Origin of the sequence: Aeromonas sp. SG16 (assembly GCF_024436135.1) — a bacterium.
Lineage (GTDB): Bacteria > Pseudomonadota > Gammaproteobacteria > Enterobacterales > Aeromonadaceae > Aeromonas > Aeromonas jandaei.
In genome coordinates this window covers 132,883-153,347 of record NZ_JANFNW010000010.1, presented here as the reverse complement: position 1 = coordinate 153,347, position 20,465 = coordinate 132,883, and the positions used below count along the sequence as shown (strand labels likewise).

Here is a 20,465-nt window from a genome sequence, read left to right as displayed (position 1 = left end):
CCGCTTTGTTTACTTCTTATCCCTTTCGGGATCTGGCTGCCTTCAAAAGGCGCGAAACTATAACACAGGATTTTTAGAAAAGGTAGCCTAAAAAACAAACGGCCCCTGAAAGGGGCCGTTTGGGCTAAAAAGTACCGATTAGGCCTTTTCTACAACGGCAACCAGGGTCCAGGACTTGGTCTTGGACAGCGGGCGGCACTCGCGGATTTCCACGAGGTCACCAGCTTTGCACTCGTTGTTTTCATCATGTACGTGCAGCTTGGTAGTGCGCTTGATGATCTTACCGTAGATCGGGTGCTTTACCTTGCGCTCGATGGCAACAGTGATGGACTTGTCCATCTTGTCGCTGATTACACGACCCTGCAGAGTACGGATTTTGTCAGTCATTACGCACCTGCCTTCTCAGTCAGTACAGTCTTGATACGTGCGACGTCACGACGCACTTGTTTCAGAGTGTGAGTCTGAGCCAGTTGGCCGGTGGAAGCTTGCATGCGCATGTTGAATTGCTCACGCAGCAGGCCCAGCAGCTCCTGGTTCAGTTCTTCGACGCTCTTTTGACGCAGATCTTGGGCTTTCATCACATCACCGTCTTAATTACGAAAGTGGTCTGAACAGACAGCTTGGCTGCGGCCAGGGCGAACGCTTCACGCGCCAGAGCCTCAGGTACACCGTCCATCTCGTACAGAACCTTGCCAGGCTGGATCGGGCAAACCCAGTATTCCACGTTACCCTTACCTTTACCCATACGAACTTCGAGGGGCTTTTCGGTAATCGGCTTGTCCGGGAACACACGGATCCAGATCTTACCCTGACGCTTAACGTGACGGGTCATGGCACGACGGGCTGCTTCGATTTGACGAGCAGTCAGCTGACCACGAGATGTCGCCTTCAGGCCAAAGGTACCGAAGGATACTTCGTTACCAGAGGTGGCCAGACCGCGGTTACGACCTTTGTGGGTCTTGCGGAATTTAGTACGCTTTGGTTGCAACATTTACCGAATCTCCTTACTTGGCAGCGCGGCGCTTGTTGTCACGCTTGGGCTTCGCAGGAGCTTGCTCTTGAGCAGCGGCAGCGTTGACAGCAGCCAGACCGCCCAGAACTTCGCCCTTGAAGATCCAAACTTTAACGCCGATCACACCGTAAGTGGTGTGGGCTTCAGAAGTTGCGTAGTCGATGTCGGCACGCAGGGTGTGCAACGGCACACGACCTTCACGGTACCATTCGGTACGCGCGATTTCAGCGCCGCCCAGACGACCGGAAACTTCCACTTTGATGCCCTTGGCACCCAGGCGCATTGCGTTCTGTACGGCGCGCTTCATAGCACGACGGAACATTACACGACGCTCCAGCTGGGAAGTGATGCTGTCGGCAACCAGTTTGCCATCCAGCTCCGGCTTGCGGACTTCGGAAATGTTGATCTGAGCAGGCACGCCAGCAATAGTGGCTACAGCTTTGCGCAGCTTCTCAACGTCTTCGCCTTTCTTACCGATCACAACACCCGGACGAGCGGTGTGAATGGTCACACGGATGCTCTTGGCCGGACGCTCGATGGTGATCTTGGACAAGGACGCGTTTTTCAGTTCCTTGGTCAGGAACTGGCGTACTTGAAAATCGCTGTACAGGTTGTCAGCGAAGTCTTTGGTGTTCGCGAACCAGGTAGAATTCCAAGGCTTGGTAATACCCAGGCGAATGCCATTAGGATGTACTTTCTGACCCATTGCTTATCTCCCAGCCTTAGCGTCGGATACCACTACGGTGATGTGAGCGGTACGCTTGAGGATACGATCCGCGCGACCTTTGGCACGAGGACGGATGCGCTTCATGGAGGGACCTTCGTCGACCATGATAGTAGCAACACGCAGGGCGTCGATGTCGGCGCCTTCGTTGTGCTCAGCGTTTGCAATGGCAGATTCCAGCACTTTCTTCACCAGAACAGCAGCCTTTTTCGGGCTGAAGGTCAGGATGTTCAGAGCCTTGTCTACGGACAGACCACGTACTTGATCGGCTACCAGACGAGCTTTCTGGGCAGAAGTACGGGCATAACGGTGTTTAGCGATAGCTTCCATCATTTATCCCTTAGCGCTTCTTAGCCTTCTTATCAGCAGCATGGCCGCGATAAGTACGAGTCGGTGCGAATTCACCCAGTTTGTGACCGATCATTTCTTCGGTAACGAAAACCGGAACGTGCTGACGACCATTATGGACAGCGATGGTCAAACCGATCATGTTCGGGATGATCATTGAACGACGGGACCAGGTTTTAACCGGCTTTTTATCCCCGCTTTCCACCGCTTTCTCTACCTTCTTCAGCAAGTGCAGGTCGATAAATGGACCCTTCTTGAGAGAACGTGGCATGGTGATTCCTCTATGTTAACAATTACTTGTTACGACGACGTACGATGTACTTGTCGGTACGCTTGTTCTTACGGGTCTTGAAGCCTTTAGCCTTCTGGCCCCATGGGGACACAGGCTGCATGCCCTTGTTACGACCCTCACCACCACCGTGCGGGTGGTCAACCGGGTTCATCGCCATACCGCGAACGGTCGGACGAATACCACGCCAGCGGTTTGCACCGGCTTTACCCAGTTGACGCAGCATGTGCTCGGAGTTACCGACTTCGCCGATGGTAGCGCGGCACTCGGCCAGAACTTTACGTACTTCGCCGGAACGCAGACGCAGAGTTACATAGTTACCTTCACGAGCCAGGATCTGGATGAAAGTACCAGCGGAACGAGCCAGCTGGGCACCTTTACCAGGCTTCATCTCAACAGCGTGAACGGTAGAACCGACCGGGATGTTGCGCATCGGCAGGGTGTTACCTACCTTGATTGCGGCATCAGCACCAGAAGCGATTGCATCACCAGCTTTCAGGCCTTTCGGAGCCAGGATGTAACGACGCTCACCGTCTGCATACAGCACCAGGGCGATGTTTGCGGTACGGTTCGGATCGTATTCCAGGCGCTCAACTTTAGCCGGGATACCGTCTTTGTCGCGCTTGAAGTCGATCAGACGGTAGTGCTGCTTGTGACCACCGCCGATGTGGCGAGTGGTGATGCGGCCGTTGTTGTTACGACCACCGGTTTTGTCTTTCTTGTCCAGCAGAGCTGCAAAGGGCTTACCCTTGTACAGTTCCTGGTTGACGATCTTGACGACGTGGCGGCGGCCCGGAGAAGTAGGCTTGCACTTAACGATTGCCATTTTTCAGAACTCCTCTTACTCGGCTGCGCCCATGAAGTCGATGTCCTGACCAGCTTTCAGGGTCACATAAGCCTTTTTCCAATCGGAACGACGGCCTACGCGTGCACCTGCGCGCTTGGTCTTACCCTTCATGTTCAGGGTACGGACGGTCTCAACTTCGACCTCGAACAGTTTCGCAACTGCAGCTTTGACTTCCGCCTTGGTGGCATCAACAGCAACTTTGAACACGATAGTGTTCTGCTTTTCTGCAACCATGGTGCTCTTTTCAGAGATGTGCGGAGCCTTCAGAACTTTCAGCAGACGCTCTTCACGGATCATGCCAGCATCTCCTCGATTTGCTTAACTGCGTCAGCAGTCATCAGAACCTTGTCGAAAGCGATCAGGCTGACCGGGTCGATACCGGCAACGTCACGCACGTCAACTTTGTACAGGTTGCGAGCAGCCAGGAACAGGTTCTCATCGACTTCAGCAGTCACGATCAGAACGTCAGTCAGTTCCATTTCTTTCAGCTTGGCGATCAGTTCTTTGGTCTTCGGAGCTTCGATGCCGAACTTCTCAACAACGATCAGGCGCTCTTGACGTACCAGCTCGGACAGAATGCTACGGATAGCGCCGCGGTACATCTTCTTGTTTACTTTCTGGCTGTGATCTTGCGGCTTAGCAGCAAAAGTCACACCACCGGAACGCCAAATGGGCGAACGGATGGAGCCAGCACGGGCACGACCAGTACCCTTCTGACGCCACGGCTTTTTGCCGCCACCAGACACTTCAGAGCGAGTCAGCTGCGCACGAGTACCCTGACGGGCACCAGCGGCATAAGCAACGACAACCTGGTGAACCAGAGCTTCGTTGAATTCGCGCCCGAAGGTAGTCTCGGAAACTTCAAGAGCGCTCTTGGCGTCTTTCATTACCAATTCCATTACTATCTCCTCAGACGTTACGCTTTGACGGCAGGTTTAACGATCACGTTGCCGTTGGTTGCACCCGGTACTGCACCTTTGATGAGCAGCAGGTTGCGTTCAGCGTCAACACGAACCAGTTCCAGGTTCTGAGTCGTTACACGCTCAGCACCCATGTGACCAGCCATCTTTTTGCCCTTGAATACACGGCCCGGGGTCTGGTTTTGACCGATGGAGCCAGGTACACGGTGGGACAGAGAGTTACCGTGGGTCATATCCTGGGTACGGAAGTTCCAGCGCTTAACAGTACCGGCAAAACCTTTACCCTTGGATGTGCCGGTAACGTCTACCAGCTTAACGTCAGCGAGAAGATCTACTTTCAGCTCGCTACCAACAGTGAAAGTTTCACCGTTGTTCAGGCGGAATTCCCACAGACCGCGACCGGCTTCTACACCAGCTTTGGCGAAGTGGCCAGCTTCCGGCTTGGTTACGCGGCTAGCTTTCTTGGAGCCAGTGGTAACCTGAATAGCGTTGTAGCCGTCGGTTTCTACAGATTTGACCTGAGTTACACGGTTAGCTTCAACTTCGATAACAGTCACCGGGATAGAAACGCCATCTTCAGTGAAGATGCGAGTCATACCCACTTTGCGACCTACAAGACCGATTGTCATTGTTATCAACCTCTTTCCGTAATTAACCCAGGCTGATCTGGACGTCTACACCAGCTGCCAGATCCAGACGCATCAGGGCGTCTACGGTCTTGTCAGTCGGCTCAACGATGTCTACCAGACGCTTGTGAGTGCGGATCTCGTACTGATCACGCGCGTCTTTGTTGACGTGCGGGGAGATCAGAACGGTGAAACGCTCTTTGCGAGTCGGCAGCGGGATAGGACCGCGAACCTGCGCGCCAGTGCGCTTAGCAGTTTCAACGATTTCCGCAGTGGACTGATCAATCAGACGATGATCAAAAGCCTTCAGGCGGATACGGATTCTTTGGTTCTGCATTGACAGAGCTCCAATAGATAAAAGAACATAAATCAACACCGCCCGACCGAGATTACTCCCGCCAGAGGTGTGATTTTTCACGTTTCTCCCCATATCGGGGAGACTGTATGGCTGGTTCCCACAAAGGGGATACTCAGCAAGCAGACATATCGTCCGGCTGGCCTCATGGGCAGCGGAGGGGATTATACGGATTTTTCAAATTTGCGCAAGTGAAGGCGAACAGATTGTGCGCAATTTTATGTGACAGATGGATCTCGCTCTCACCGCCTCTCCTCCCCTGCGGGCAGCACTGACGACAAGCCGGCAAGCAGACTGATAGACTGGGCTCCGCCTTCGTCAATGGAACGACTCCCACATGCTCAAAGATCAAAAGAAAGCCTATCAATATGGCCTTTGTGCCGTTGCGCTCTGGTCGACGGTCGCCAGTGCCTTCAAGATATCGCTCACCTACTTTGAACCGGTGCAACTACTGCTGGTCGCGGCGTTTACCTCGACCCTGACACTGACAGCCATCGTGGCCAAGCAGGGTAAACTGGGTCTGCTGGGCAGCTACATCAAGGCACGCCCGCTTTACTATCTGGCGCTGGGCGTACTCAACCCCTTCCTCTATTACCTGCTGCTGTTCAAGGCCTATGACCTGCTGCCCGCCCAGCAGGCGCAGACCCTCAACTACACCTGGGCCATCACCCTCAGTCTGCTGGCCGTTCCCTTCCTCGGTCAGAAACTGCGTCGCCGCGATGGCGTTGCCATCGTGCTTGGCTACTTTGGCGCGCTGGTGATCGCCACCAAGGGGGATATATTCGGCCTGCAGTTCGACAGCCCGCTCGGCGTAACGCTGGCACTGGTGTCGACTCTGATCTGGGCCAGCTACTGGATCCTCAATACCCGCAATCAGGGGGATCCCGTTGTCAGCTTGCTGCTTGGCTTCATCATCAGCCTGCCCTTTATCGTCGCCGCGACCTGGCTGCTTTCCGATTTTGCCATGACCGCCTGGCAGGGATGGGCAGGTGCCATCTATGTAGGTCTGTTCGAGATGGGTTTCGGTTTCGTGCTCTGGTTGATGGCGCTGCGCCACGCCACCAACACCGCCCCCATCAGCAACCTTATCTTCATCTCGCCGTTTGCCTCGCTGGTGCTGCTCAACCTGCTGATCGGCGAAACCATTCACCCCGCCACCCCTATCGGGCTGGCCCTCATCGTCGCGGCCCTGCTTATTCAGCAGCTAAAATATGGCAAGCGCTATCGCAATACCGCCAAGCCACAAGCCTGACCAAGCAGAAGGGGCGTATCCCTCGATACGCCCCTTCGCTCAATCCATCCACTCCTGCGGCTGGTTCTTGGGTAACCGCAGCTCGACCAGCAAGCCACCCAGCTCGGATCGTCCCAACCTGATGGTGCCGTGATGCTGGGCCATGATCTTGGCTACGATGGCCAGTCCCAAGCCGCTCCCTCCCACGGTGCGAGCCACATTCCCCTGAGTAAAGGGCTTGAGTACCCGCGTGTAGTCCTGCTCCGGGATACCCGGGCCATCATCGGACAAGCGCAGGCGAACCCAGTGACCATCGTCTTTCAGCTCGGCATGCAGGCTGCCTGCCCCATAGCGTAGCGAGTTGCCTGCCAGATTGGTCAGCACCCGCCGCATGCTGATCGGGTTGCAGACGACTCGCACCGCATCCTTCGGCAGGGCGAGGTCAACTTCGAGCCCCTGCTCGGTGTGCATCAGCAAAGTGTCGTGTACCAGCTGAGTCAAATCGGCCGGTGAAAACTGCTGCCCTTCATCGGGACGGATGTAGTCGATGAACTGATCGATGATTGCGTTGGATTCATCGATATCGGAGTTGATGCTCTCCTTGAGGTACTCGTCGCCAGACGACATCATCTCTGTCGCGAGGCGAATGCGGGTCAGCGGGGTACGCAGATCGTGGGACACCCCCGCCATCATCATATTGCGCTCCTCGATCAGGCTCTTGATGGAGTGCGACATATGGTTGAAGGTGCGGGTCAGACGGCGAACTTCACGGGACCCCTGCTCGCCCAGCGCCTCTGGGAACTCCCCTTTGGCCACCGCAACGGCCCCCTCCTCCAGATCCTCCAGCGGGCGAACCAGCTGACGGGCAAAACGCCAGGCGGCAAAGAGGGTGATCACCAGCAGCACGCTCATATAGAGGATGAGCGGCTCGATATCGTCATCTTCAATCTCGGTCAGCGGGATCCTGACCCAGGTCTTGTTGGCTTGGGGAGGCTGGATCCAGATGATGTAGTGATCCTGGATCTCGACCCGCACCTTGGTCTTGCCACCAAGCTCGCGACTGATGTTCTCCTCCAGATAGGCATAGGGCTTGGAGTCGTTGAGTCCATGCTGCTCCGCTTCGCTCTGGGTGTAGATATCGCTGCCGGTCGCCACATAGACCAGCGCCTCGGCGTCATCGCTCAGCGCCAGCTGATTGCTCTCGACCGGAAAGATGAGTTTGACCTGATTGGCCAACAGGTGACTGATCTGCTTGACCGTCGGGGCCAATAGATAGTTGTAGAAGGTAACGTAGGAGACTGCTTGATAGACGATCAGCACGGCCGCCAAAAACCAGAGCATGCGTGAAAACATGCTCCCGACTTTTTTCATGCTCTTTCACCATCAGGCACAAAGACGTAGCCCAGACCCCAGACAGTCTGCAGATAACGCGGCTGGGTCGGGTCCTGCTCCAGCAGACGGCGCAGGCGCGACACCTGCACGTCGATGCTGCGCTCGGTGGCGGTGTATTCGCGACCCCGGGCCAGATTCATCAGCTTGTCGCGGGAGAGCGGCTCGCGCGGGTGACTCACCAGCACCTTGAGCACGGCAAATTCACCGCTGGTCAGCGCCATCGGCTCACCATCGCGGCTCAGCTCGCGGGTCGCGAGATTGAGCTGATAGACCCCGAAGTTAACCACCTTCTCGGCTGCGGATGGGGCACCGGGCAACTCGACGGTATGACGGCGCAGCACGGCACGGATCCGGGCCAGCAGCTCGCGCGGATTGAACGGCTTGGGCAGGTAGTCATCCGCCCCCATCTCGAGTCCGACGATGCGATCGACATCATCCCCCTTGGCAGTCAGCATCAATACCGGGATCTGGTTGCCCCCCTCGCGCAAACGGCGGCAGATGGAGAGACCATCCTCGCCGGGCAGCATCAGGTCGAGCACCATCAGGCTGAAGTTTTCACGGGTCAGCAGACGATCGGCCTGCTCGCCGTTGGCAACGCCACGCACCACGAACCCCTGTTCGGTGAGGTAGCGCTCCAGCAGGGAGCGTAATTTCAGATCGTCGTCCACCACCAGGACCTTGTATTGCTGCTGACTCATTGGATTGCCTCATCGCCTTAATCTGCCTCCAATACTAGGGCTGGGCACTGCGGGAGCAAAGCATAAATATGTTACCGGTTATTGCTTGATGGTTGCGGAAGCGGAAGTCAATCGAACGAAAATCGTATTAGCCATATCTTGTCGCAGCCACCCGGAGACCATGATTTCACTCGACAGCAGAGGGACAAAAGCTAATATTCCCGTGCAGTTAGCACCACCTCTCTATCAGACCAGGTCAGAGATCATCATGAAGACAAAGCTGATCACCCGCGAAGGTTACAACAAACTGAAGGAAGAGCTCGATTTCCTGTGGCGTCAGGAGCGACCCGAGACCACCCGCAAGGTAGCTTGGGCGGCCAGCCTCGGTGATCGCAGCGAGAATGCCGACTACCAGTACAACAAGAAGCGGTTGCGGGAGATCGACCGGCGGGTTCGTTACCTGCGCAAGTGTCTGGAAGAGCTGGGGATTGTCGATTACGCCCCCGCTCAGGAGGGCAAGGTCTTCTTCGGTGCCTGGGTCGAGGTGGAGAACGACGAGGGCGAGACCAAGCGCTTTCGCATCGTCGGCTATGACGAGATCTTCGAGCGCAAGGATTACATCTCCATCGACTCCCCCATGGCCCGCGCCCTGCTCAAGAAAGAGGTGGGCGACGAAGCCATCGTGCGCACGCCAGTCGGTGACGTCTGCTGGTATGTCAACGACATCAGTTACCCGCGCTAGCCCGTCTCCGATGCCAGCCATGTGGTTGGCATCCCCTCCTGCGCGCCCTATAGTGCTGGCACTTGGCGCCATTGAGCCAGACCCGACCACAGAGGTTCTTAACAGAAACCATGACACAGACTATCGAACATCTGATCGCAGCCGAGCTCAATGCTCGCCCGCAACAAGTCGAAGCCGCTGTACGCCTGCTGGATGAAGGCTCGACCGTGCCCTTCATCGCCCGTTACCGCAAAGAGGTGACCGGCGGTCTGGACGACAGCCAGCTGCGTACCTTGGAGAGCCGCCTCGGCTACCTGCGCGAACTGGCGGATCGCCGCCAGGTGATCCTGCGCTCCATCGAGGAGCAGGGCAAACTGACCCCCGAGCTGACCCGCGAGCTGAACGAAGCCGACAGCAAGACCCGGCTGGAAGACCTCTATCTCCCCTACAAACCCAAACGCCGCACCAAGGGGCAGATGGCCATCGAGGCGGGGCTGGAACCGCTGGCAGACCTGCTGCTGAGCGATCCGATGAAAGAGCCCGAGCAGGAGGCGGTTCGCTTCCTCAACGCCGAGCAGGGGATCACCGACAGTAAAGCGGCTCTCGATGGCGCACGCTACATCCTGATGGAGCGCTTTGCCGAGCAGGCCGACCTGCTGGAGAAGCTGCGCGACTACCTGTGGCAAAACGCTACCCTGCGCGCTCGCGTGGTGGCAGGCAAGGAGCAGGAAGGGGCCAAGTTCAAGGACTACTTCGAGCACGACGAACCGCTGCACAAGGCCCCCTCCCACCGGGTGCTGGCCATGCTGCGCGGTCGCAACGAGGGTGTGCTCAATCTGGCGCTGGTCGCGGGTGACGATGAGGGTGCCAGCCCTTGCGAGGGGATTATTGCCCATCACCTCAAGCTCAACCTGCAAAATCGCCCGGCCGACAAGTGGCTGCAAGGGGTAGTGAGCTGGACCTGGAAGATCAAACTATCGCTCCAGATGGAGACCGAACTGATCGGTCGCATCCGCGAGTCAGCAGAGGACGAGGCGATCAAGGTATTCGCCATGAACCTCAAGGATCTGCTGATGGCGGCTCCGGCCGGCATGCGTTGCACCATGGGGCTGGATCCCGGCATCCGTACCGGCGTCAAGGTAGCCGTGGTCGATGCCACCGGCAAGCTGGTCGATACCGCAACCATCTATCCGTTCGAACCCAAGCGCCAGATCGACCAGAGCCTCAAGACCCTGAGCGAGCTCTGCCAGAAGCACAAGGTCGAGCTCATCAGCATTGGCAACGGCACCGCCTCGCGGGAGACCGACCGCCTGGTGAGCGATCTGTTTGAACGCTATCCGGCCGCCAAGGCGCAGAAAATTGTGGTAAGCGAAGCGGGAGCCTCAGTCTATTCCGCCTCCGAGCTCGCCTCTCTGGAGTTCCCGGATCTCGACGTCTCACTGCGCGGAGCCGTCTCCATCGCACGCCGTCTTCAGGATCCGCTGGCTGAGCTGGTCAAGATCGATCCCAAGAGCATAGGTGTGGGTCAGTACCAGCACGATGTCGGCCAGAGCCAGCTGGCCCGCCGACTCGATGCGGTGGTCGAGGATTGCGTAAACGCGGTCGGGGTGGATGTGAACACCGCTTCGGTCGCCCTGCTCAACCGGGTATCCGGCCTCTCCCAGACCCTGGCCCAGAACATCGTCGCCTACCGCGACGAACACGGCGCCTTCCAGAATCGTCAGCAACTGCTGAAAGTGAGCCGGCTCGGCCCCAAGGCGTTCGAACAGTGTGCCGGCTTCCTGCGCATTCGTGGTGGCAGCAACCCGTTGGACGGCTCGGCGGTACACCCGGAATCCTACCCTGTGGTTGAGCGGATCCTCGCCAGGCTGGAGCAGACCGTGGATAGCCTGCTCGGTAACAGCAGCCTGCTGCGTACCCTCAAGCCTGCCGACTATACGGACGAGCAGTTCGGTGTGCCCACCGTCACCGACATCATAGGTGAACTGGACAAGCCGGGCCGCGACCCGCGCCCCGAGTTCAAAACCGCGACCTTCAAGGAAGGGGTGGAGAAAATCAGCGATCTGGTGCCCGAGATGGTGCTGGAGGGGGTGGTCACCAACGTAACCAACTTTGGCGCCTTCGTCGATATCGGCGTCCATCAGGACGGCCTGGTGCACATCTCTTCCCTCACTGACCGCTTCGTCAAGGATCCCCGCGAGGTGGTCAAGGCGGGCGACATAGTGCGAGTGAAGGTGCTGGAGGTGGACGTGCCGCGCAAGCGGATCAGCCTGACCATGCGCCTTGACGAGAAGGCTGGCCAGCCGGCACGCAAACCGGCCGAGCCGCGCCACTCCGGCAATGCCAAGCCGAAACAGGCACCCCGGCAGAGCGCTCCAACCGAGGGAGCCATGGGCAACGCCTTCGCGGCGGCCCTCTCCAAGCTGAAGAAATAAGCGCCCCAGAAATGCAAAAAGCCCCGCCAGGGGCTTTTTTGTCACTGTTACTCAGCGTTATTGGGCCAGTGCGGCCAGAATGGCGTCAGCCTCCTGATGGGCTGCCAATACTTCCCGCAGCCGGTTGAAGGCCTTGCAGGCCTCTTGCGGGTATTTGCCGTAGGAGACCACCCCTGTGTGGCTCCAGCCTGCAGCAAGCATCACTTTCTTCTTGAAACTGGTGCCCTCGGTGCCACCACCACCCAGCTGCATCAGAAATTGCTCCATCTGCAGATGGGCCGGCGGTACACGGGAGAAGGTAGTGAAATCTTCCGGTTTGACTTCATCGAAATGCATGACAGCTCCTGTAAAAATAGGATGGGCCTGATCTTCAGGTTAGTTGCAAAAATGGGGTGTGCTGCCGAAAGTTGCTGGCACTGCGTCAGATGCGCAGACTAAGTGACTGGTTTGCAGCCGGGCTCACAGACTGCTGATAGCGGTTGGCGATCACCTGATTGCGCTTGTCCATGTAAGCGCTCAGCACCCCATCCGTACTATTGCTACGTTCGGCTATCAGCTCTTTGCGTGCTTTGGCTTCACTGGCAGCCGCACTGCGCGCGACCGATAGGTCCTGAGCTGATGGCTCGGCAGGGGCCAGCGCTGCCGAACGGATTTGCTGCATCTTGGTGATGGTGGCAGCAGGATCACCGGGCACTGCGCTGGTGTCTATCTGGACTTCACCACCGGTCGCATAGCGCTTGCCATCCGGCCCCTGAGTAAACTGGTAGGTCGGCATTCCCGCATAGCTACCGCCGGCAGAGTGGTGCGCCTGTTCATGGGTGCGCACCTCCTGATCCCGATCGGCCAGATCCTGAACCTGTTGCTCGTGCTGCCTTTGCTGCTCCTGCTCTTTATTATTCGGGTCTTGTTGCTTGCGCTGACCATCCTCCCCCGTCGCTTCGACAAAACGGTGGTCGAGGGGATTCTGTACGGTGGATTGATTGCCTTCCCGGCTGCTCTGGGTGGCAGGGTTGGTGTTGGTCGCCTGACCGGCTTTGGATTTCTCTTTCTGGGAGCCGACTTCGGATTCGGCAACGGAAGCCTGGCTCGAGCGAGCCTGCGGGATCAGTTCTGCCCGGCGATTATCCGTCCGGGCCGCTTCCACTTGAGGTTGCAGCTGCGTCGGAATAAGGGGGGGCAGACTGACATTGATGTTCATCTCACACCCGGATGTCGATCAGGGTTCCCATCATGTCGCTGGCAGTTTTCATCACCTTGGCGGAGGCCCCGGCTTGCAGCTCGGCAGACTTGAGGTTTATGAGCTCGTCCGGCACTTGCACCTGATCCCCGCTTGGCGTGTTGAGACGGGCAAGCTGGCCGGATGCCCGATCGGCAACCTGCTCGGCTCGCTGGAATCCCTGCAGGCCACTGTTAAAGGCGGATTCAATACGCATGGCGTTACTCCTCTGATCACAGCTTAATTATCCGCCAGACCAGAGGATTAATGAAGCTTTGCGGCTATTTTTTAGCCAACAAAATCTCGAAGGATTTCAATGAATTCGTCAGGATGGGAAATAAAAGGTGCATGTGAGGCCTTGCTGAAGGTGACGCTTCGACTAGCGGGATAGCGTTCATCCAGCAGAGGAATGGCTGCTTTGGGCACCAGTGAATCCAGCCGACCATAGATGCGCAGCCAGGGCAACGCAAGGGATGTCAGGTCATCGCGCAGATCAATATCAGCCAGCAAACCGAGCCCCGCCTCCAGTGCTGCGAACTCGGGAGCAGGTCGTTCCGCAAGCCAGTGCCGCAGCTGGCGGATATCATCCCGGGCATGTTCGCTGCCCATCGCCTGGATCGCCAGAAAGCGCTCTATGGTCTGGCGAAAATCCCCCGCCAGCATCTGGTTGAAACCGGTCAGCACCTTGGGGGCAATTCCGGGCCACTCGTCCCGTGCCATAAAGCAGGGAGAGCTGGCTACCGTGATCAGGGAGTGCAGCCGCTCGGGATGAGTCAGCGCCAGCTGGCTTGCCACCAGACCTCCGAGTGACCACCCCACCAGATGACACTTCTCTGGCAACACGGTGGCGACCTGCTCCGCCAGCCATGGCAGGTTATAGTCGACCCCCTTGGCCAGCGGGCTGTTGCCAAAGCCGGGCAGATCCACCAGATGAACCCGGTAATGTACCGCCAGCTGCTGGGCGATGCCGTGCCACACTGCGCCGTTCATACCCCATCCGTGCAACAGCACCAGATCGGGTCCCTGACCAAACTGCTCTACCGATACGCTCATCTAGACTCAAGATCCCTGTTCATGCTCTTGGGGTCAGCATGTTAAAGCGCCTGCTTGCCAAAGCAAGTCCACTGTTTGGCAGCCACGCCGACTGGCAGGGGAGCTGCCTGCTCTGTCGGCAGCCTTGTGATGACGAACCTTTGCTATGCAGCTGGTGTCGGAACGCCCTGCACCAACCGCGACAGCGCTGTCGACTCTGCGCTGCGCCGCTGCCGGAAGAGATACAGACCGAGCTAGTGTGTGGCCGCTGCCAGCGCAGGCCACCGCCGTGGGAGCGACTCCAGGTGATCGGTGACTATCAGCCACCCTACCCGGCCCTGATCCCGCGCCTGAAGTATTCGGGGCAAATCCTGCTGGCCCCCCTGTTGGCCCGTTTGCTGGCAGATCATCTCGATTGCGATGACCTGCCGGAGGCGATTATTCCCGTCCCCCTGCACTGGTGGCGTCAGTGGTGGCGCGGCTTCAACCAGGCGGAGGAGATCGCCAGTCACCTGAGCCAGCTAACCGGAATTCCTTGCGATAACCGGCTGCTACGCAGGATTAGAGCGACGCCACAGCAGACCAAGCTCAGCGCAGGCCAGCGACGACGCAATCTGCGCGGCGCATTTCACATTGCGCCACACCACTATCGCCATATCGCCCTGCTCGATGACGTGGTTACCACCGGCGCCACCGCCGGCCAGCTCACCCGCCTGCTTCATGAGAGCGGGGTCACAAAGGTGGAGGTCTGGGCCATCTGCCGCACCCAGAGGCATCTCAAGTAGCCATCGGCATGCTACCCAAGCCTTGCTAACCGCGTTATCATGAATACCCTAGTCGTACACTCAGGTTTATGAGGATAGTGATGATCAGCATTTCCGACGCCGCCCAGGCCCATTTCCGTAAACTGCTGGAAAAACAGCCTGATGGCACCAATATCCGGGTGTTTGTGGTCAATCCGGGAACCCAGAATGCCGAGTGTGGCGTATCGTATTGCCCACCCGATGCCGTGGATCCGGAAGATCAGCACCTGCCTTTCAGCGGTTTCGACTGCATGGTCGATCCCCTGAGCGCCCCCTTCCTGGTGGATGCCACCATCGACTTCGTGACCGATCAGATGGGCTCCCAGCTCACCCTGAAGGCGCCGAACGCCAAAATGCGCAAGGTTGCCGACGATGCACCGCTGATCGAGCGCATCGAGTACACCCTCATCTCCGAGGTTAACCCCATGCTGGCCGGTCACGGCGGCAAGGTGACCCTGACCGAGCTGACTGAAGATGGCTACGCCATCCTGCAATTTGGCGGCGGTTGCAACGGCTGCTCCATGGTCGATTACACCCTGAAAGAGGGTATCGAGAAGCAGTTGCTGGAGAAATTCCCGGGCGAACTCAAGGGTGTCAAAGACGCCACCGAGCACCAGCGCGGCGACCACTCCTACTACTGATTTGTTGCCCTTGCGGCGCAAAGAAAAGGCCCCGCCATCCGGCGGGGCCTTTTGCATGGGCAATCGGCAGATTACTCGTCCTTCTTGTCGCGCGACAGCAGGGCGATGGCGGCCTCTTTCGGGTTTTTCCCCTCATAGAGCACCTTGAAGATCTGTTCGCAGATGGGCATCTCGACGCCGCAGCGCGCCGCCAGCAGATGCACCTCCTTGGTGTTGCGATACCCTTCCACCACCTGACCGATCTCGGTCATGGCTGTATCGACATCTTTACCGGCGCCAAGCGCCAGTCCGAAGCGACGGTTGCGCGACTGGTTATCGGTACAGGTGAGCACCAGATCCCCGAGCCCGGCCATCCCCATAAAGGTTTTGGCATCGGCTCCGAGCGCGGCGCCCAGACGTTGCATCTCCACCAGACCCCGGGTGATAAGCGCGGTTCTGGCATTGGCGCCAAAACCCAACCCGTCGGAGAGACCGGCACCGATAGCGATGACGTTCTTCACTGCCCCACCCAGTTGCAGACCGACGAAATCCGGATTGGTATAGACCCGGAACGAACGGCCACAGTGCAGCAGATGGGAGAGATCGTCGGCGAAATCATCGTGGGTCGAGGCGACCGAGATGGCGGTCGGCATGCCGGCAGCCAGCTCCTTGGCGAAGGTGGGGCCGGAGATGACCGCCAGCGGCATCTCGTCACCCAGCACCTCGCGGGCCACATCCTGCAGCAGGCGGCCGCTGTCAGGCTCCAGCCCCTTGGTGGCCCAGGCGATACGGGTATCGGGGCGCAGGAAGGGTTTGACCTGAGTCAGAACCTGGCCGAATACGTGGCTCGGCACGACCAGCAGCAGCACGGGGGCAGCCTGTACCGCACGTTGCAGATCCGCAGTCAGCTGCAGATCGGCAGGAAAAGGGACATCCGGCAAAAATGCCTTGTTGCAGCGATCCTGTTCCAGCTCGGCGACATGGGCGGGATCATGACCCCACAGCAGGGTCGGATGACCGTTGCGCGCCAGAGAAATGGCAAGGGCGGAGCCGTAAGACCCCGCCCCCAGGACCGAGATAGCGATCTGGTCAGCCATTATCAGGCTTCCGCAGTCGCCTGCTGGGCCTGAGCTTGCGCCATGTGCTGGGCAAACAGGGCATCGAAGTTGACCGGTGCCAGGTTCAGCTGCGGGAAGGAACCCTTGCTCACCATGTTGGCCACGGCTTCGCGGGCATACGGGAACAGGATGTTCGGGCAGAAGGCAGCCAGGCAGTGGGCCAGTTGCGGCTCAGGCAGGTTGCCGATGGTGAAGATACCGGCTTGCTGAACTTCGCACAGGAAGGCAGTTTCGGTTTCCAGCTTGCAGGTGACGGTCAGGGTCAGCACCACTTCGTAGACGCTGTCAGCCAGGATGTTGGTCTTGGTGTCCATGTCCAGCTTGACGTCCGGCTGCCACTCTTTCTGGAAGATGTGCGGGGTGTTGGGCGCTTCGAAAGAGACATCCTTGGTGTAGACACGCTGGATGTGGAATTCCGGTTGTACTTCCTGGTTGTTGATCTCGTCAGCCATTTCGTTTGCTTCCTTTTATATGGATAAGTGGGCACAGGCCCTGCTTGAATCAGCGTTAATCAGCGCTTCTTGGTGACCGGCAGATTTTCTGCACGCCACTGGGCCATGCCACCGCCGAGCACATATACCTGCTGGAATCCGGCCTTGCTCAGTTGACGACCTGCGCCGCCCGCAGTCATTCCCGACTCGCACACCACTATGATGGGGGCATCTTTATGCTTTTCAACCGGGCCCAGGTTATTGCTCTGGATCTGGGTGAGGGGCAGGTGCTGGGCACCGGCCAGATGGCCCTTGGCGTACTCTTCCTGACTGCGAATATCCACCACGGTGGCGTTTTCACGGTTGATCAGCAGGGTCGCGGTGTGGTTGTTGACGGTTTTTACCGGAGAAAAACGGGCACGCACAGTGGTGTAAACCAGAGTGCCTGCCAGGCCGAACCAGGCTGCGGTCAGCAGCGGGTTGCGAGCCGCGAAATCCAAATACTCTTGCATCTTCTACTATCCAGGGATCAAGACAAGGGCCCGAGTATACATGGGGGAATAGCCAAGATCAGCCATCTTGGCGGGAAAGCGCGAGCAGGCTCCCATCACGATTCGGTATGTTGCGCCCCTGAAACGGCGCTGTGCGGAGCCGAGGGGGTCGCCCTTGGCTATCAGGTGACTATTTCGGCAGATGTAGTAATATTACGCTAGTTTCATTTCCCGCATTTTTTCCAATCCGAGAGGACATAGTCTTATGTCAACAGCTAAGAAACCTTTGGTTCTGGTCATCATGGACGGTTGGGGCTACAGCACCAAGCAGGAGTTCAACGCCGTCGCTGCCGCCAAGACTCCCAACCTCGATCGTCTGGCCCGTGACTACACCAGCACCCTGATCTCCGGCTCCGGCCTGGACGTAGGTCTGCCGGATGGCCAGATGGGCAACTCCGAAGTGGGCCACGTCAACATCGGTGCCGGTCGCATCGTCTATCAGGAGCTGACCCGCATCTCCAAAGACATTCAGGACGGCCCCTTCTTCGAGAACGTGGAGCTGGCCAAGGCTGTTGACGCTGCCGTGAGCAACGGCAAAGCCGTCCACATCATGGGTCTGATGTCTCCGGGTGGCGTACACAGCCACGAAGAGCACATCATGGGCATGATCGAGATGGCCGCCAAGCGTGGCGCCGAGAAGATCTACTTCCACGCCTTCCTGGATGGCCGCGACGTACCGCCGCGCTCCGCCCAATCCTCCATCGAGCTGTTCGACGCCCTGTTTGCCAAGCTGGGCAAGGGCCGTTTCGCCTCCATGATCGGCCGTTACTACGCCATGGACCGCGACAACCGCTGGGATCGCGTGCAGCAAGCCTATGACCTGATGACCCAGGGCAAGGGCGAGTTCACCGCTGAAAGCGCCACCGAAGCACTGGCTGCCGCCTATGCTCGCGACGAGAACGACGAGTTCGTCAAGGCCACCCGTATCGGTGAAGCTGCCCCGATGGTTGACGGCGATGCGCTGATTTTCATGAACTTCCGTGCCGACCGCGCCCGTGAAATCACCCGTGCCTTCGTTGACACCGACTTCACCGGCTTCGCCCGTGCAGCCCTGCCGAAACTGAACTTCGTGATGCTGACCGAATACGCGGCCGACATCAAAACCGCCTGTGCCTACCCGCCGACCGCTCTGGTCAACACCCTGGGTGAGTGGCTGGCCAAACAGGGCAAGACCCAGCTGCGCATCTCCGAAACCGAGAAGTACGCTCACGTCACCTTCTTCTTCAACGGTGGCGAAGAGGCCTGCTTCACTGGCGAAGATCGCGAAATCGTCGCCAGCCCGAAAGTGGCTACCTATGACCTGCAGCCGGAGATGAGCTCCGAAGAGTTGACCGACAAGCTGGTTGCAGCTATCAAGAGCGGCAAGTACGACGTCATCATCTGTAACTACCCGAATGGCGACATGGTTGGTCACACCGGTGTGTTCGATGCCGCCGTCAAAGCCTGTGAAGCCGTTGACCACTGCATCGGTCGCGTTACCGACGCCCTGGCCGAAGTGGGTGGCGAGTGCCTGATCACTGCCGACCACGGCAACGCCGAGAAGATGATGGATGAAGAGACTGGTCAGGCTCACACCGCCCACACCAATCTGCCGGTTCCGCTCATCTACTTCGGTCGTAAAGCCGAGGTTGCCGAGGGTGGCAAACTGTCCGATCTGGCCCCCACCATGCTGACCCTGATGGGTCTGCCGGTGCCGCCGGAAATGACTGGCAAGCCCCTGATGATTCTGAAATAATCCTTCCCCATGCGGGGATGCGAAGTTATTTCACCAAAAACCAGTCGCGTCGGCCTGTTGGCCGGCGCGCTGTTTTTTTGCCTGTCGTTTGGCGCCAGCAAACCGGTTTTGGCCGCCAATCAGCAGCTGGGCGCCATGCAGTCCCAGATCAAGGAACAACAGCAGACCATCAAGCTAAGCAAGCAGGAGCTGGCCAAGCTCAACGCCCAGCTAAAAGCTGACGAGCAGGCCATCTCGGCCGCCGCAGCCAAGCTCGATGAGACCAGACAGCAACTCAAGCAGAACCAGCAGAAGCTGGCCAATCTGCAAAAAGACAAGCTGGCGCTGGAGCAACAAGCCAAACATCAGAAGCAACTGCTGGCCAAGCAGGCGGAAAGCGCCTTCACCGCCGGCAGTCACGATTACCTCAAACTGCTGCTCAATCAGCAGGATCCGGCCAAACTGAGCCGCTCCCTCGACTACTACGACTACCTCAACAAGGCGCGCATCGAAGCCATCGAGGCGCTGCGTGCCACCCGCGACAAGCTGGCGAAAAACCAGCAAGCCACCAAAGAGACCGAAAGCAAGCTGCAAGCCCTGCTGAGTGAACAGCAGGAGCACCACCAGACCCTGCTGGCCAGCCAGCAGAGCCGGGCCAAGGTGCGCAACCAGCTGCAGCAGTCGGTACAGGATGACGAGCAGAAGCTCACCCAGCTGGTCAAGGCGGAGAAAGCGCTGAAGGCCCGTCTGGAAGAGCTGCGTCGCAAACGGGAAGAGCAGGAGCGCCGCGAACGGGCCGAACGGGAACGGCTGGCCAAGCTGAAGGCGGAACAGGAGCGTCAGCGCCGTCTGGCAGAACAGCGCCGTGCCGAACAGCAGCGTCAGGATCAGGCGAGCCAGCAGGAGGTCGCCAGCACCAAGCCGGAGCGCGGTTCCGGCATCAGCAGCGCCGGCCACTACACCGGGCTCAAGACCAACGGCAGCCTGCGCTGGCCGGTACAGGGGCCGATCCTCATCGCCTACGGCTCGCCGCGTACCGCCGAACTGAAGTGGAAAGGCACCCTGATCGGCGCCAGCGAAGGCACTCAGGTCAAGGCGGTCGCCCCGGGTCAGGTGGTCTACGCCGACTGGCTCGACGGCTTCGGTATGCTGCTGGTGATCGACCACGGCAGCGGCTACATGAGCCTCTACGGTCACAACCAGTCGCTGCTGCGTCAGGTGGGCCAGAATGTGGAACAGGGCGAACCGGTGGCGCTGGTCGGCGACAGCGGCGGACAGGACAGGCCCGGCCTCTACTTCGAGATCCGCTATCAGGGCGAGGCAATCAACCCGACCAAGTGGCTGGGCAAGCGCTCGTAACGCCGCACACCAACCCACATCAGCCAAAAGCCTGCCCTGCGCGG

The 20,465-nt window shown here is 58.5% G+C and carries 27 protein-coding genes; 7 read left to right on the top strand and 20 right to left on the bottom strand.

All coding sequences use genetic code 11. From position 1 onward, the window contains the following. Nucleotides 1–138: 138 nt before the first annotated feature. From rpsQ to rpsJ, 11 genes are read right to left on the bottom strand one after another with little or no spacing between them, the layout of a single operon-like run. Complete coding sequence (rpsQ, locus tag NOM67_RS19020; RefSeq protein WP_005307966.1) at nucleotides 139–387, bottom strand: 30S ribosomal protein S17; 249 nt, start codon at nucleotides 385–387, stop codon at nucleotides 139–141. Next, the gene (gene rpmC, locus NOM67_RS19015) at nucleotides 387–578 is read right to left on the bottom strand and encodes a 50S ribosomal protein L29 (RefSeq protein WP_005307965.1); all 192 of its coding nucleotides are present in this window, start codon (nucleotides 576–578) and stop codon (nucleotides 387–389) included. Before rpmC ends, rpsQ begins: the two co-directional genes overlap by 1 nt. Next, a complete protein-coding gene (gene rplP, locus NOM67_RS19010) occupies nucleotides 578–991 on the bottom strand; it encodes a 50S ribosomal protein L16 (RefSeq protein ID WP_005340612.1) in 414 nt (137 codons plus the stop codon). Before rplP ends, rpmC begins: the two co-directional genes overlap by 1 nt. Nucleotides 992–1,004: 13 nt before the next feature. Next, nucleotides 1,005–1,718, bottom strand: coding sequence for a 30S ribosomal protein S3 (gene rpsC / locus NOM67_RS19005; protein WP_005307962.1), 714 nt, complete (start codon nucleotides 1,716–1,718; stop codon nucleotides 1,005–1,007). A gap of 3 nt (nucleotides 1,719–1,721) precedes the next feature. Further along, nucleotides 1,722–2,066, bottom strand: a complete 345-nt coding sequence (gene rplV, locus NOM67_RS19000) for a 50S ribosomal protein L22 (protein WP_005319741.1) — start codon at nucleotides 2,064–2,066, stop codon at nucleotides 1,722–1,724. A 10-nt stretch (nucleotides 2,067–2,076) separates the two neighbouring features. Continuing rightward, a complete protein-coding gene (rpsS, locus tag NOM67_RS18995; RefSeq protein ID WP_005307960.1) occupies nucleotides 2,077–2,355 on the bottom strand; it encodes a 30S ribosomal protein S19 in 279 nt (92 codons plus the stop codon). 22 nt (nucleotides 2,356–2,377) lie between these two features. After that, the gene (gene rplB, locus NOM67_RS18990; RefSeq protein WP_041209710.1) at nucleotides 2,378–3,199 is read right to left on the bottom strand and encodes a 50S ribosomal protein L2; all 822 of its coding nucleotides are present in this window, start codon (nucleotides 3,197–3,199) and stop codon (nucleotides 2,378–2,380) included. A 15-nt stretch (nucleotides 3,200–3,214) separates the two neighbouring features. After that, nucleotides 3,215–3,517, bottom strand: a complete 303-nt coding sequence (gene rplW / locus NOM67_RS18985; protein WP_005307955.1) for a 50S ribosomal protein L23 — start codon at nucleotides 3,515–3,517, stop codon at nucleotides 3,215–3,217. Next, entirely contained in the window at nucleotides 3,514–4,119 is a 606-nt protein-coding gene (rplD, locus tag NOM67_RS18980; protein ID WP_005340616.1) for a 50S ribosomal protein L4, read from the bottom strand. The genes rplW and rplD overlap by 4 nt, the downstream gene beginning before the upstream one ends. 17 nt (nucleotides 4,120–4,136) lie before the next feature. Then, nucleotides 4,137–4,769 (bottom strand): 50S ribosomal protein L3, encoded by a 633-nt coding sequence (gene rplC / locus NOM67_RS18975; RefSeq protein WP_005307947.1) that lies wholly within the window; start codon nucleotides 4,767–4,769, stop codon nucleotides 4,137–4,139. A 22-nt stretch (nucleotides 4,770–4,791) separates the two neighbouring features. Next, nucleotides 4,792–5,103 carry a 30S ribosomal protein S10 gene (gene rpsJ / locus NOM67_RS18970; protein ID WP_005307944.1) on the bottom strand — a complete coding sequence of 104 codons (312 nt, stop codon included), beginning with the start codon at nucleotides 5,101–5,103 and terminating at the stop codon, nucleotides 4,792–4,794. Nucleotides 5,104–5,458: 355 nt separating this feature from the next. Between rpsJ and NOM67_RS18965 the strand changes: the two genes are divergently transcribed. Beyond that, nucleotides 5,459–6,373 (top strand): DMT family transporter, encoded by a 915-nt coding sequence (locus NOM67_RS18965; RefSeq protein WP_201962757.1) that lies wholly within the window; start codon nucleotides 5,459–5,461, stop codon nucleotides 6,371–6,373. Nucleotides 6,374–6,412: 39 nt separating this feature from the next. Here NOM67_RS18965 and envZ read toward each other — a convergent pair whose 3' ends face one another. Both envZ and ompR read right to left on the bottom strand, forming a co-directional pair. After that, a complete protein-coding gene (gene envZ, locus NOM67_RS18960; RefSeq protein ID WP_041209712.1) occupies nucleotides 6,413–7,723 on the bottom strand; it encodes a two-component system sensor histidine kinase EnvZ in 1,311 nt (436 codons plus the stop codon). Further along, a complete protein-coding gene (gene ompR / locus NOM67_RS18955; protein ID WP_033115589.1) occupies nucleotides 7,720–8,442 on the bottom strand; it encodes a two-component system response regulator OmpR in 723 nt (240 codons plus the stop codon). Before ompR ends, envZ begins: the two co-directional genes overlap by 4 nt. A gap of 247 nt (nucleotides 8,443–8,689) precedes the next feature. On the opposite strand from ompR, the gene greB reads away from it, so the two are divergent. After that, nucleotides 8,690–9,163, top strand: coding sequence for a transcription elongation factor GreB (greB, locus tag NOM67_RS18950; RefSeq protein ID WP_033115590.1), 474 nt, complete (start codon nucleotides 8,690–8,692; stop codon nucleotides 9,161–9,163). Nucleotides 9,164–9,273: 110 nt separating this feature from the next. Beyond that, nucleotides 9,274–11,577: a Tex family protein gene (locus NOM67_RS18945; protein WP_255939299.1), complete on the top strand. Its 2,304-nt coding sequence runs from the start codon at nucleotides 9,274–9,276 to the stop codon at nucleotides 11,575–11,577. A 57-nt stretch (nucleotides 11,578–11,634) separates the two neighbouring features. Here NOM67_RS18945 and NOM67_RS18940 read toward each other — a convergent pair whose 3' ends face one another. The 4 genes from NOM67_RS18940 to bioH form a co-directional block, all read right to left on the bottom strand. After that, nucleotides 11,635–11,913 (bottom strand): hypothetical protein, encoded by a 279-nt coding sequence (locus tag NOM67_RS18940; protein ID WP_033115592.1) that lies wholly within the window; start codon nucleotides 11,911–11,913, stop codon nucleotides 11,635–11,637. A gap of 85 nt (nucleotides 11,914–11,998) precedes the next feature. Next, nucleotides 11,999–12,775 carry a putative metalloprotease CJM1_0395 family protein gene (locus NOM67_RS18935; RefSeq protein ID WP_042029474.1) on the bottom strand — a complete coding sequence of 259 codons (777 nt, stop codon included), beginning with the start codon at nucleotides 12,773–12,775 and terminating at the stop codon, nucleotides 11,999–12,001. A gap of 1 nt (nucleotide 12,776) precedes the next feature. After that, on the bottom strand, nucleotides 12,777–13,010 hold the full coding sequence (locus NOM67_RS18930) for a flagellar hook protein FlgE (RefSeq protein WP_041209715.1): 234 nt from the start codon (nucleotides 13,008–13,010) through the stop codon (nucleotides 12,777–12,779). Between the two features lie 71 nt (nucleotides 13,011–13,081). Beyond that, nucleotides 13,082–13,846 carry a pimeloyl-ACP methyl ester esterase BioH gene (gene bioH / locus NOM67_RS18925; protein ID WP_255939295.1) on the bottom strand — a complete coding sequence of 255 codons (765 nt, stop codon included), beginning with the start codon at nucleotides 13,844–13,846 and terminating at the stop codon, nucleotides 13,082–13,084. A 38-nt stretch (nucleotides 13,847–13,884) separates the two neighbouring features. Between bioH and NOM67_RS18920 the strand changes: the two genes are divergently transcribed. Both NOM67_RS18920 and nfuA read left to right on the top strand, forming a co-directional pair. After that, complete coding sequence (locus tag NOM67_RS18920) at nucleotides 13,885–14,610, top strand: ComF family protein (protein WP_255939293.1); 726 nt, start codon at nucleotides 13,885–13,887, stop codon at nucleotides 14,608–14,610. A gap of 80 nt (nucleotides 14,611–14,690) precedes the next feature. Beyond that, the gene (gene nfuA, locus NOM67_RS18915; protein ID WP_033115597.1) at nucleotides 14,691–15,269 is read left to right on the top strand and encodes a Fe-S biogenesis protein NfuA; all 579 of its coding nucleotides are present in this window, start codon (nucleotides 14,691–14,693) and stop codon (nucleotides 15,267–15,269) included. A gap of 71 nt (nucleotides 15,270–15,340) precedes the next feature. On the opposite strand, the gene gpsA is transcribed toward nfuA, so the two are convergent. The 3 genes from gpsA to NOM67_RS18900 are packed head-to-tail and all read right to left on the bottom strand — an operon-like array spanning nucleotide 15,341 to nucleotide 17,309. Further along, on the bottom strand, nucleotides 15,341–16,345 hold the full coding sequence (gene gpsA / locus NOM67_RS18910) for an NAD(P)H-dependent glycerol-3-phosphate dehydrogenase (RefSeq protein WP_042029482.1): 1,005 nt from the start codon (nucleotides 16,343–16,345) through the stop codon (nucleotides 15,341–15,343). 2 nt (nucleotides 16,346–16,347) lie between these two features. Beyond that, on the bottom strand, nucleotides 16,348–16,818 hold the full coding sequence (gene secB / locus NOM67_RS18905; RefSeq protein WP_033115599.1) for a protein-export chaperone SecB: 471 nt from the start codon (nucleotides 16,816–16,818) through the stop codon (nucleotides 16,348–16,350). Between the two features lie 59 nt (nucleotides 16,819–16,877). Continuing rightward, entirely contained in the window at nucleotides 16,878–17,309 is a 432-nt protein-coding gene (locus NOM67_RS18900; protein ID WP_033115600.1) for a rhodanese-like domain-containing protein, read from the bottom strand. 244 nt (nucleotides 17,310–17,553) lie between these two features. Between NOM67_RS18900 and gpmM the strand changes: the two genes are divergently transcribed. Both gpmM and envC read left to right on the top strand, forming a co-directional pair. Beyond that, nucleotides 17,554–19,083: a 2,3-bisphosphoglycerate-independent phosphoglycerate mutase gene (gene gpmM / locus NOM67_RS18895; RefSeq protein WP_255939289.1), complete on the top strand. Its 1,530-nt coding sequence runs from the start codon at nucleotides 17,554–17,556 to the stop codon at nucleotides 19,081–19,083. 9 nt (nucleotides 19,084–19,092) lie between these two features. After that, nucleotides 19,093–20,421, top strand: a complete 1,329-nt coding sequence (gene envC, locus NOM67_RS18890; protein ID WP_255939287.1) for a murein hydrolase activator EnvC — start codon at nucleotides 19,093–19,095, stop codon at nucleotides 20,419–20,421. Nucleotides 20,422–20,465: the final 44 nt, after the last annotated feature.